Source organism: Streptomyces phaeolivaceus (genome assembly GCF_009184865.1).
GTDB classification, from domain to species: domain Bacteria; phylum Actinomycetota; class Actinomycetes; order Streptomycetales; family Streptomycetaceae; genus Streptomyces; species Streptomyces phaeolivaceus.
In genome coordinates, this window is record NZ_CP045096.1 from 425,842 (window position 1) to 437,417 (window position 11,576).

General features: G+C 70.9%; 11 protein-coding genes. 7 read left to right on the plus strand and 4 right to left on the minus strand.

The annotated features are described in order from the left end of the window. Positions 1-90: 90 nt before the first annotated feature. The gene (locus F9278_RS02320) at positions 91-1,050 is read right to left on the minus strand and encodes a TauD/TfdA dioxygenase family protein (protein WP_152166759.1); all 960 of its coding nucleotides are present in this window, start codon (positions 1,048-1,050) and stop codon (positions 91-93) included. A 281-nt stretch (positions 1,051-1,331) separates the two neighbouring features. Between F9278_RS02320 and F9278_RS02325 the strand changes: the two genes are divergently transcribed. From F9278_RS02325 to F9278_RS02345, 6 genes are all read left to right on the plus strand, one after another. Continuing rightward, entirely contained in the window at positions 1,332-2,564 is a 1,233-nt protein-coding gene (locus F9278_RS02325; protein WP_152166760.1) for an ROK family transcriptional regulator, read from the plus strand. 72 nt (positions 2,565-2,636) lie between these two features. After that, positions 2,637-2,720, plus strand: coding sequence for a putative leader peptide (locus F9278_RS48425; RefSeq protein ID WP_319023143.1), 84 nt, complete (start codon positions 2,637-2,639; stop codon positions 2,718-2,720). Between the two features lie 178 nt (positions 2,721-2,898). After that, positions 2,899-4,497 carry an ABC transporter substrate-binding protein gene (locus F9278_RS02330; protein WP_152166761.1) on the plus strand — a complete coding sequence of 533 codons (1,599 nt, stop codon included), beginning with the start codon at positions 2,899-2,901 and terminating at the stop codon, positions 4,495-4,497. Position 4,498: 1 nt separating this feature from the next. Then, positions 4,499-5,443 (plus strand): ABC transporter permease, encoded by a 945-nt coding sequence (locus F9278_RS02335; protein WP_152166762.1) that lies wholly within the window; start codon positions 4,499-4,501, stop codon positions 5,441-5,443. A 2-nt stretch (positions 5,444-5,445) separates the two neighbouring features. Then, positions 5,446-6,306 carry an ABC transporter permease gene (locus F9278_RS02340; RefSeq protein WP_152166763.1) on the plus strand — a complete coding sequence of 287 codons (861 nt, stop codon included), beginning with the start codon at positions 5,446-5,448 and terminating at the stop codon, positions 6,304-6,306. Continuing rightward, complete coding sequence (locus F9278_RS02345) at positions 6,303-8,144, plus strand: ABC transporter ATP-binding protein (protein ID WP_152166764.1); 1,842 nt, start codon at positions 6,303-6,305, stop codon at positions 8,142-8,144. The genes F9278_RS02340 and F9278_RS02345 overlap by 4 nt, the downstream gene beginning before the upstream one ends. A gap of 18 nt (positions 8,145-8,162) precedes the next feature. Here the strand turns inward: F9278_RS02345 and F9278_RS02350 are convergent, their stop codons facing one another. Beyond that, the gene (locus tag F9278_RS02350; protein WP_152166765.1) at positions 8,163-9,353 is read right to left on the minus strand and encodes an acyl-CoA dehydrogenase family protein; all 1,191 of its coding nucleotides are present in this window, start codon (positions 9,351-9,353) and stop codon (positions 8,163-8,165) included. A 133-nt stretch (positions 9,354-9,486) separates the two neighbouring features. Beyond that, positions 9,487-9,876 carry a ferredoxin gene (locus F9278_RS02355; RefSeq protein ID WP_152166766.1) on the minus strand — a complete coding sequence of 130 codons (390 nt, stop codon included), beginning with the start codon at positions 9,874-9,876 and terminating at the stop codon, positions 9,487-9,489. Between the two features lie 82 nt (positions 9,877-9,958). Between F9278_RS02355 and F9278_RS02360 the strand changes: the two genes are divergently transcribed. Then, positions 9,959-10,321 carry a DUF6479 family protein gene (locus F9278_RS02360; RefSeq protein WP_152166767.1) on the plus strand — a complete coding sequence of 121 codons (363 nt, stop codon included), beginning with the start codon at positions 9,959-9,961 and terminating at the stop codon, positions 10,319-10,321. A 9-nt stretch (positions 10,322-10,330) separates the two neighbouring features. Here the strand turns inward: F9278_RS02360 and F9278_RS02365 are convergent, their stop codons facing one another. Then, on the minus strand, positions 10,331-11,530 hold the full coding sequence (locus F9278_RS02365; protein WP_152166768.1) for a 4-hydroxybenzoate 3-monooxygenase: 1,200 nt from the start codon (positions 11,528-11,530) through the stop codon (positions 10,331-10,333). Positions 11,531-11,576: the final 46 nt, after the last annotated feature.

An 11,576-nucleotide genomic window follows, 5' to 3' on the forward strand; every position in this document is an offset into this window, starting at 1 on the left:
CCCGGCCGCTTGGAGCAGCGCCTCCCCCTCCCGCCGCACAGTGTCAGGGAGTCCCACGGTGTCAGGGAGCCGAGGACCCTCGGCCGCCCGTCACACCTCGGCCGGCGTCCCGTCCGTCGACTCGCCGGAGGCGCCCCCATGGGCCGGAGCGGGTACCGACCGCGGAGTCAGCAGCACCGATCGGCGGCCGTCGACACCGACGGGCACATCGCCGTCGATGGTGATCCGCCGCAGGACGCGCGGGTGTTCGTCGGAGTCGTCGACGCCGTAGTGCTGGGTGGCTCGGTTGTCCCAGATGGCGACGTCCCCGGTCCGCCACTGCCAGCGCACGGTGTTCTCCGGACGTTCGATGTGCGACTGCAGGATTCCGACGACGGCCTGCGAGTCCCGCGCGCCGAGGCCGCTGAGCCGCTGTACGAAGTTGCCGAGCACCAGCGTGCGTTCGCCTGTCTCGGGATGGACCCGCACCACCGGGTGTTCGGTCCGGAAGGTGACCGCCGCGAACACCGCGGCCTGCCGCTCGACGTCCCGCTCGGTCAGTTCGGGGCGCACGGCCGCGTAGTCGAAGTTGTTGGTGTGCACCCCGCGCAGGTTGTCGGCCAGGATGCGCAGCGGCTCGGGGAGTCCGGCGTACGCGGTGGCGGTGTTGGCCCACAGGGTGTTGCCGCCGTAGGGCGGGATCACCTCCGCGCGCAGGATGGAGAAGGCGGGGTAGGCGGGCACGAAGGTGACGTCCGTGTGCCACTGGTTGGCCCGGCCGCCGTGCTCCTTGTCGATGCTGAGGGTGTACCGGCCGTCCGCGGACGGAACGGTGGGGTGCGCGACGGGCTCGCCGAGGAGCCGGCCGAACTCCTCGTGGCTCTCGGGGTCGAGGTGCTGCTGATCGCGGAAGAAGACGACCTTGTGCTCCAGGAGGGCGGAACGGATCGCGGCCACGGTGGCTTCGTCCAGGCCGCCGCCGAGGCGCACGCCGGAGATCACGGCACCGATGCGGCCACCGACCTTCTCGACGGTCGGAGCGGAGGTCGTGCGGGGGGCGACGGAAGTCATGGGTTCCCTTTCGACGGGAGGCGGTCGGCACGCGGCCCCGAGCGGCGCAATAATTACTGTCTGCTTGAAATTAAATAAACACAGATCAACCCGCTGTGGGTCTCAGGGCATGGCAGAAGCTTCCGTACATGTACGACGGCCGGTCAAGAGATGCCGGCCTCACTTCACAATGCCGCAACATCCCCGGCGAGCCCGCCGGACCATCGCGGAGCAGGTCGCCAAACCAGCCTCCGGCACGGCATGTTGGTCTCCGTCAGCCCCGCCAACCAGGAGGAACAGCCATGTCGACCACCCTGCCCGCCGGTGAACGCGCCTCCGGCGACGACCGGCGGACAGCGAACGCCGCGGTCGTCCTGCGGGCCGTGCTCGATCACGGCCCTGTCGCCCGTAACGGCATCGCCCGGCTGTCGGGGCTCAGCGCGTCGGCCGTCTCCCGGCAGTGCACCGATCTGCTCCGCCTCGGACTCGTGCGCGAAGTTCCCGAACTCGTCACCGCGAGCGGGGTGGGCAGGCCCCAGATCCCTGTGGATCTCGCCACGGGCGACGCGGGCGGACCACTGGTGGCGGGGGTGCACATCGGAGTGCCGGGGGCCTCTCTCGGACTGACCGATCTACGGGGTGACGTCGTGGCCAGCGCCTACCTCGACCACAGCGGGATGCGCTCCACCGAGCTGGCCGACCACGTGGGCCGGGAGCTGGCCCGCTTCATCGACGACCACAGGCCCGCCGGCCGACGACTGCTCGCCGTCGGAGCCGCGGTCGGCGGCCGGGTGGACCCGGAGAGTGGAACGATCCTGCGGCACGACGCCCTCGGCTGGCACCAGCGCCCTCTGGCATTCGAGCTGAGCCGCCACACCGGTCTGCCGACCTGGATCGACAACCACGCACACGCGCTCGCGCGGTCCGAGCTGCTCTTCGGCCACCCCGCCTCCCGGAACTCCCTCGTGCAACTCCTGGTGGGCAACGTGGTGGACGCCGCCTTCGCCGTCGCCGGGGTGGTGCACAGCGGCCCCCGGTCCGGCGCGAGCGATGTGGCGCACTTTCCCGTGCCCGGCAGCGACGTGGCCTGCCCGTGCGGGAGCACCGGCTGTCTGGAGGCGACCGTCTCCGAAGCCCGGCTCGTCCGCCGCGCGGTGGCGGACGGGATCATCCCGGAGCCGTCGGTCCTGCGGCTGCTGGGCGTGGCGGCGGACGGCGACCAGCGGGCGGACGCGCTCCTGCGGGAACGGGCACGTGCGGTGGGCCGGGTGGCGGGGCTGCTCCTGGACCTCCTCAACCCGGATCTGATCGTGCTCACGGAACTGTCGTCCCTGCTCCATCCCGCCTATCTGGGGGAGGTCCGGGAGGCGGCGATCGCCCAGTCACGCGCCTGCGACGACCCGGAACGCGTCGTCGTCCCTCGGGCAGGAAAGGCCGCTCTCCTCCTGGCGGCCTCCACGGTCGCCCTCGGCCCGTTGTTCAGGGATCCGCTGCGGACTCTCGGCCCTACGGCCGCGACAATCGCTCCCACCTGACGGACCGTCCGGGGACCACCTGGTGGACACGGCTGTTGACCGGTCCGGGAGAGCCCTGCCATTCTGCTGCGCATGAACCCGGACCTGCGACTCGTGTCTCGTCGGCACATCGACTTGTGCCGACTCGCCGGCGCGATCTGTGCCGTCGGCCGCTGACACTCCGCTGATCCGTTCCGGACGCCGCTCTTCACGAGCGCTGTCGCGTCTCCACGCGCCGGGTTCCGCCTCCCGCTGACATCGCCGCGCGTCCGAACGCTGTCGCCCGCTTCCCCAGCTCTGGCCTCACTGGCCTTCTATTAATTGCTGCTGCGTCGAAAAGAATGGTCACGCCTCCATGTCCTCCTCCGCACCTCGCTCTTCCGGCCCCCTGTCCCGGCGCGCCGCTCTGCGCACGATCGGCACCGGCGCCCTGCTGGTCGGCGCAGGCGGCGCGCTCACCGGCTGCCGTTCCGCCGTCTCCGCGAACAGCGACTCCGAAGCCAAAGCGTCCGGCGCACCCCGGCGCGGAGGCACTCTCACGCTCGCCACCAGCCTGGACTTCACCCCCGCCTTCCTGTTCACCCAGACCGCGCTGTCCTCCCAGAACCGGCTCATCTACAACACCCTCATCAGGTACGACGACCGCCTCGAACCCCAGCCGGAGCTGGCGACCTCCTGGGAGTACGCCTCCGACGGCCGGAGCATCACGCTCAGGCTCCGGGACGACGTGACGTACCACGACGGCCGGGCGTTCACGGCGGACGACGTCATCTTCGCTGTCCAGAACCTCCAGAAACCGGAACGGTCGGCCCAGCTCGCGGCCACCGCGAGAGCCGTGACGGGCTTCGAGAAGCGCGGCGACCACGAACTGGTACTGAAGCTCGCCCATCCCGTCAGCAACCTCTTCGACCTCTTCGAGTTCATGATCATCGCCGACCGGCACACCGTCGCCGAGGCGCTGGAGGGGACGAAACTCAACGGAACAGGCCCCTTCAGGTTCGTCAGGTGGCAGCCCGGGACCGGTCTCTCCCTCGCCCGCAACGACCGCTACTGGATCGCGGACCGCCCTTACCTGGACAAGGTCGAGTTCCGCGTCTACACCCAGTCCGACGCCCTCCTGGCCGCACTCCGCTCCGGACAGGCCCAGTTGACGTACCAGGTGCCCGGCAGGTCCCTCGCGACCTTCAAGGACGACGGGAACTTCACGGTCAAGGAGTACGACACCGGTCTGGGCGCTCTGTACATCGGCGCCACCGTCACCGAATCCCCCACCGACAGCAAGCCGTTCCGGCAGGCCATCGCGTGGGCAGTCGACCGTGAACGCATCGTCGCCCGAGCTCTGGGCGGCTACGGCCTGCCCTCGGCCGCGCCCTGGCCCAAGTCGTCGCCGGCCTTCACCGAGGCCGACCGCACGCACTACACCCACGACCCGGCCAAGGCCCGTGAACTGCTCAGGTCCTCCGGCTTCTCGACCAAGGAGACACTGCCGCTCGCCCATTCGACGATCGGGCTGCACGTCGTCGTCGCCGAGATGGTGCAGTACGACCTCAAACAGATCGGCATCAGGACACAGCTTCAGCCGACCGAACCGGTGGCGTTCCAGAAGATGCTGATCAGCGGGAAGATGCCGGCGCTGTGGGTCAACACTCACGCCTTCGCCCAGGTACAGCCGGCGACCCTCGCCGTGAGCGCGCCCCCCTTCAACGAGGCGGCGAACACCTCGCACTTCCGCTCGGCCGCGTACACCGAGGCGGTCCAGGCCGCCTGGCGCGCGCCGGCCGAGGGGCGCCAGGCACGCGCGCTGTACCGGAGAGTCTCCGACGTGCTGCTCGACGAGGCGTTCGTGATCGAACTGGCCGTCCAGAACTCGGTGCAGGTCACCTCCGCCAAGCTGCACGGGCCGACACTCAACAAGTTCAACTACCTCAACCTCGACAACGCCCACCTGGACTGACGTGCGCACCCACCTCCTCAGGAAGATCCCGTCCGCGCTGCTGGTCCTGCTGGTCGCCTCCGTCCTGATCTTCTCGATGCTGCGGCTCGTCCCGGGGGACGCGGCCGTGACGCTGGCCGGGCCGGACGCCTCCCCCGAGTCGGTCGAGGCGATCCGCCGTCAGCTCGGGCTCGACCAGCCCCTGCCGGCGCAGTACCTGACCTGGATCAGCGACCTGGGACGCGGCGACCTGGGCCCGTCGTACACCGTCGGCGGGCAGGTGGCCGACCTGATCTCGGACGGGCTCGGGGCCACTGTCGAACTGACCCTGGGCGCCCTGTTCTTCACGGTCGTCCTCGGTCTGCTGGTCGGCGTGTCCGGGGCCGCCTCCACCCGCCGGCCGGTCCAGGCGGCGGTGCGGGCCTTCACCACCGGCGCGCTCGTCGTTCCGCCCTTCGTCACCGGCGTGGTGCTGGTACTGGTCTTCGCCGTCGGTCTCGGCATCCTGCCGTCCGGCGGCCGGGTCGGCCTTCTCGAAGCACCCGACCTGGCACTTCAGTACCTGCTGCTGCCGGCCTTCTGCCTGGCTCTGCCGAGCGCGGCCGTGCTGGGCCGTTACCTCAAGGACGGTCTCGAACGCGCGCTTGCCGAGGACTGCGTCCGCACCGCCGCCGCGGCCGGCGTCTCCCCTCGGCGGCTGCTGTGGCGGCACGCCCTGCCCGGCGCCCTGCCGCCCGTGGTCACCCTGCTCGGCATGCAGACCGGTCAGCTCCTGGGCGGCGCGGTCCTGGTGGAGTCGATCTTCGCCTGGCCCGGCCTGGGACAACTGGCCGAACAGGCTCTGCTCAAGCGGGACTACCCCGTCGTGCAGGACCTGCTGCTGCTTCTCGTCACGGTCTTCGTCCTCGTCCAATTGCTCACAGACCTGCTCTACGTCCTGCTCGACCCGCGCGTCCGGTGGGAGTGACCATGAACACCACAGCCCTCCTCCCCCGTCGCGCGCGCACCGCGGGCCGTCGGCCCCCCTACCTCGCCGCACTGACGACCCTTCGCGGACGCCTCGGACTGCTCCTGGTCGGCCTGGTGGTGCTGGCCGGTCTGTTCGCCCCGCTCCTCACCTCGACCGGTCCGACCGACCAGAGCAGTGACCCGCTCCTCTCCCTGGGCAGCCCCGGCCACCCGCTCGGCACCGACGACCTGGGCCGCGACCTGCTCAGCCGAGTGCTGTACGGCATCCGGACGGATCTGGAGGTGATCGCCGTCGCCGTCCCGCTGGGCATACTGGCCGGCTGCGCGCTCGCGCTGTCGGCCGCCGTCCACCCGGTCGCGGACACCGTGGTGCAACGGGTCTTCGACCTTCTGCTGGCCTTCCCCGGCCTGATCCTGGCGCTCGCCGTCACCGCCGTCCTCGGCCCCGGGCGGCTGCCGGTGATCGTCGTCATCGCATTGGCCGAAATACCGGTGTTCGGGCGGCAGTTGCGGGCCGGAATCCTGATCCAGCGGGAACGCGAGTACGTTCTCGCCGCGCGCCTGGGCGGCGCCCGGAAGGCGCGTCTGCTGCTACGGCACATCCTGCCCAACTGCCTGGACCCCCTGGTGGTGCAGATCTCCGTCTCCCTCACCGTCGCCGTCTTCATCGAGGGCGCGATGAGTTTCCTGGGCGTCGGCGTGGCCCCGCCCGAACCCACCCTCGGTGGTGTGCTCAACCAGGCGATGCCCTATCTGGCCCAGTCGCCGTCCCTGTCCGTCGGCCCCCTGCTCGCCATCCTGCTGCTCGTCCTCGGACTCTCGCTGCTGTCCGAGGCCCTCAACCGGGAGATCCGCCGATGACTCTGCTCGACGTACGGCGCCTGAGCGTCGACTTCACCTCGCCGGACGGCCGGACCGTGCACGCGGTACGGGACGTCAGCTTCTCGCTGGCGCGCGGCGAGACACTGGCCGTGGTCGGTGAGTCGGGCTCGGGAAAATCCACCACCGCGCTGGCGCTGACGCGGATGCTGCCCGCCACGGGCCGGATCACCGCCGGTTCGGTGCGGCTGGACGGCCTCGACCTGGCGTCCGCGAGCAAGGAGGAGCTGCGGGCCGTCCGGGGTGCCCGGGTCGGGATGGTCTTCCAGGATCCGATGACCTCGCTCAACCCGGTCCTGTCGATCCGCACCCACCTCGACGAGGTGCTCCGCGCGCACGGTCACGGCAACCGCGCCGCGCGCCGGGCCCGCGCCGCCGACCTCCTCGGCCTGGTCGGCATCCCGGACCCGCGCCGCAGACTCGACGACCACCCGCACCAGTTCTCCGGCGGCCAGCGCCAGCGCGTCCTGATCGCCATGGCCCTCGCCAACGAGCCGGACGTCCTGCTGGCCGACGAACCCACCACGGCCCTCGACGCGACCGTCCAGGACCAGATCCTGAACCTGCTCGGCAGGCTCAACGAGGAGACCGGCACCGCGCTGCTTCTGATCACCCACAACATCGGTGTGGTCGCCCGCTCCTGCGCACGGACCCTGGTCATGTACGGCGGAACGGTCGCCGAGCACGGCTCCACCGCCGACGTCCTGACTCGCCCCCGGCATCCCTACACCGCCGGCCTGCTGGCTTCCGTGCCCCGGCTGTCCGCTCCGTCCGGCACCCGGCTCACCGGCATTCCGGGTGCGCCGCCGGACCTGTCGCTTCCGGTCACCGGATGCGCCTTCGCACCACGGTGCGGATCGGCGGACGCGCGGTGCGGAAGCGAGGCGCCGCCGCTCAAGGCCGATGCGGCCTGCTGGCACGCGGGGGAACTGCCGCCGCTCCCATCGGCCGGCCCGGCCGGCCGAGCGCCCGTCCCGACGGGCACACCGGTCCTCGAAGCATCCGGTCTGCGCAAGGAGTTCCGGGGACGCCGCCGCAGCCGGCTGCTCGCCGTCGACGACGTCTCGCTGAGGGTCCATGCCGGGGAGACGCTGGGCGTCGTCGGGGAGTCGGGCTCCGGCAAGTCCACTCTGGCCCGTCTCCTCGTCCACGCGCATCCGGCCGACGGCGGAACCGTCCGGCTGGGTGGCGAGGACGTGACCCGGCCTTCGGCCGCCGTGCTGCGGGAGCTGCGACGCCGGGTGCAGATGGTCTTCCAGGATCCGTACGCCTCTCTCAACCCCCGGATGACGGTGGGCGACATCATCGGCGAACCCCTCCTGGCACACGGGCTGTACCCGGACCGTACGAGGCGCGCGAAACGGGTCGCCGAACTCCTGGAACTCGTCGGTCTGGACCCGGCGACAGCCGACCGGTTCCCGCGCGCCTTCTCCGGCGGCCAGCGCCAGCGCATCGGCATCGCCCGGGCGCTGGCCCCCGAGCCGTCGGTGCTGCTGTGCGACGAGCCGGTCTCGGCGCTGGACGTGTCGGTGCAGGCGCAGATCGTCAACCTGCTGGCCGACCTCCAGCGCGACCTGGGACTCGCGATGGTCTTCATCGCGCACGACCTGGCGGTCGTCCGGCAGGTCAGCCACCGGATCGCGGTCATGCACCGGGGCCGGATCGTCGAGACCGGCCCCTCGGACGAGGTCTGCGAGAAACCCCGGCACCCGTACACGGCCGCTCTGCTGGCGGCCGTTCCCGACCCGATGCCCGGCCCCCGCTCACGGCACGCCCTGCGGTTCGGGGGCGTGCGGAGCAGAGTCTCCACGCTCGAATGACCGGGGAGACCAGACCGGCTAACGCCGTACCCGTGGCATCCCCAGGCCGATCCACGAGATGATCTCGCGCTGGATCTCGTTGTTGCCGCCGCCGAAGGTGAAGATGACGGCGGAGCGGTAGCCGCGTTCGAGTTCGCCGTGGAGGACCGCGCCCGCGGAGCCCTCCTTGAGGGCGCCGGCGGTGGCGACGATCTCCATCAGCCAGGCGTAGGCGTCGCGGCGGGCCTCGGAGCCGTAGACCTTGACGGCGGAGGCGTCCTGCGGGGTGAGGGTGCCGTCCTGGACGGAGCTGACCATGCGCCAGTTGAGGAGCTTGAGGGCGTCGAGCTTGGTGTGGGTCCGGGCGAGGCGGCGGCGGACCCAGGGCAGGTCGATGACGCGGCGGCCGTCGGCGAGTTTGGTCTCCATGGCCCAGCGCTGGACGTTGTGCAGGGAGCGGATGGCCATGGTGCCGTGGGCGGCGAGGGTGACGCGTTCGTGGTTGAGCTGGTTGGTGATCAGCCGCCAGCCCTGGTTCTCCTCGCCGACGCGGCGGGAGACGGGGACGCGGATGTTCTCGTAGTAGCTGGCGGTGGTGTCGTGCGAGGCGAGGGTGTTGATGAGGGTGCAGGAGTAGCCGGGTTCCGTGGTGGGGACGAGCAGCATGGTGATGCCCTTGTGGGGCGGGGCGTCGGGGTCGGTGCGGGTCGCCAGCCACACCCAGTCGGCGGTGTCGCCGTTGGTGGTCCAGATCTTCTGGCCGTTGACCGTGTAGTGGCCGGTGGCCTCGTCGCCGTCCCTGACCGCGCGGGTCTTCAGCGAGGCCAGGTCCGTGCCGGCGTCCGGCTCGCTGTAGCCGATGGCGAAGTCGATCTCGCCGGACAGGACGCGGGGCAGGAAGTACGCCTTCTGTTCCTCGGTGCCGTACCGCATGATCGTCGGGCCGACGGTGTTGAGCGCCATCAGCGGCAGCGGTACACCGGCCTGGGCGGCCTCGTCGAAGAAGATGAACTGCTCGATGGCGGTCAGGCCGCGTCCGCCGTACTCCTCGGGCCAGCCCACGCCGAGCCAGCCGTCGGCGCCGAGGCGGCGGATGGTCTCGCGGTAGAACCGCTTCTGCGCCGCCGGGTCGGCGTGCCGAGTGTACGCGCCCTCCGGGACCAACTCGGCGAAGTAGGCGCGTAGTTCGGTGCGCAGTCGCTGCTGCTCGGGCGTGTATTCGAGGTGCACGGCGCCTCCAGGCTCCCCAAGGCCGACCTGACGGCGCACACGCTAGAACGTGTTCCAGTAATTGGGAACAGGCGCGCGGGAACGGGCGCCCGGGAACAGCCGGATCGGCGCCCGCACCCCTCCCCCGGGGTGCTCAGCGGAGGGTGGCGAGGAAGTCCGCGCAGGCGCGGGCACACTCGCGGCACGCCTTGGCACCGTCCTCGGCGCCGGGTGAGGCGTCGAGGGCGCGCGCGCACTCCAGGGCCACGGTGCGGCACCACTCCACCTGGAGGCGGATACCGGCCTCGTCGAGGCCCGCCTCCTCGGAGAGCACCTTGCACGTGGCGTCGCACACCTCCGCGCACATGATGCCCTTGCGTCGCATCTGTTCCTGGCCCTCGGGCCCGTCCGGGTCGGCGAGGCTCGCCCGCAGCGCGCAGGCACGCGCACATTCGGTGCAGGCCTGCGCACAGGCGAAGCGGTCCTCCAAGAACCGGATGAGTTCCTGTTGGGACGTCGTGGTCGATGTCGTGGTCGAGGTCACGACGGGCGGGTAGCCGGAGGGGGTCCGGCCAAACACGGAGGCCGGATCGATTCACTCGACCGTTTGGGGGTATTCATGCCTTATGAACATGGAATGGACTGATATAGCCGCAGAACGCAGCGTACTGGGCGGTATCGCACCGTTCCTGGGCGGCGTCGTGCTGGTGGCCATGCTGGTCGGCGCCCTCTGGCTGGGCGCCCGCGTACGCGCCCGTGAGCCGCGCCGACCTCGCCCCGACGAGCAGCCCCGGATCCCCGAGGGCGGCCCGGTCCGCGAGGAGCGGCTGAACCGCGAGCCCGACGAGATCCCCAAGAGCGACTACCGGCTGACACCGTACGAGGTGCACGGAAACATGGGATCCCGCCCCAGCGAGGACAAGGAACGCCCGCGCTGGAGCAAGGGCGGCAGCGGCTCCTTCGGCAGCGGCGGCCTCGGCGCCCACTGACCCCGGTCGCTAGGATCCGCTGTTCCCGGTGTCCAGCGGCAGGCCCGTGTAGTTCTCCGCCAGCTCGGCCGCCGCGTGCCGCGAGGTCGCGACGCGGTCGAGCAGGGAGAGCTGGAGTCTCGTCTCGAACGGCGACTGGTCCGGGTCGACGTGCAGGGTCGTGGTCATGAAGTAGGAGAAGTGCTCGGCGCGCCAGACGCGGCGCAGACAGGTGTCGGAGTAGGCGTCGAGCAGCTGGGTCGAGCCCGTCTCCCGGAGCCGGGCGAAGGCGCGGGCCAGCACGATGACATCGGTGGCGGCCAGATTGAGCCCCTTGGCGCCGGTGGGCGGCACGATGTGGGCGGCGTCGCCGGCCAGGAAGACCCGGCCGTAGCGCATCGGCTCGGTGACATGGCTGCGCATCGGCAGGACGGCCTTGGCGGTGACGGGCCCGCGCTTGAGCCGCCAGCCGGGGTTCGCGGTGAGCGCGAACCGGGCGTCCAGCTCGTCCCAGATCCGCTCGTCGGACCAGTCCGCCGGGTCGGTGCCGTTCGGGACCTGGAGGTAGAGACGGCTCACGGACGGCGACCGCATGCTCGCCAGCGCGAAGCCGCGCTCGGAGTGGGCGTAGATCAACTCGTCGTAGACGGGCGGGGCGTCGGCGAGGATGCCCAGCCAGGAGTAGGGGTACGTCCGCTCGTACGTGGTGCGGACCCCGTCCGGGACGGCGTCCCGGGCCACGCCGTGGAAGCCGTCGCAGCCGACCACGTAGTCGCAGGTCAGGGTCTGTTCGCGGCCCTCGTGGGTGTAGCGGATCACCGGCCGGTCGGTGTCCGCGCCGTCCACCCCGTGCACCTCGGCCTCGAAGAGCAGGGGGCCGCCGCCGGTGAGCTGGAGGGCGATGAGGTCCTTGACGACCTCGGTCTGGGCGTACACCCACACCCGGCGTCCGCCGGTCAGGTCGGGGAAGTCGACGCGGTGGGCGCGGCCGTCGAAACGCAGTTCGATGCCGTCGTGCGGGATGCCCTCGGCGTCCAGCCGGGCGCCCGCACCCGCGGAGCGCAGTACGTCGACGGTGGCCTGCTCCAGGATTCCGGCGCGCTGACGCTGCTCGACGTACGCGCGATCCTTGCGTTCCAGAACCACACTGCCGATTCCCGCGTTGTGCAGCAGACGCGCCAGCAGCAGCCCCGCCGGGCCGCCGCCGATGATGCCGACAGTGGTGTGCATGCGAGTACTCCGACCATGTTCGCCAGGTGAAATTCACTTCACTCTC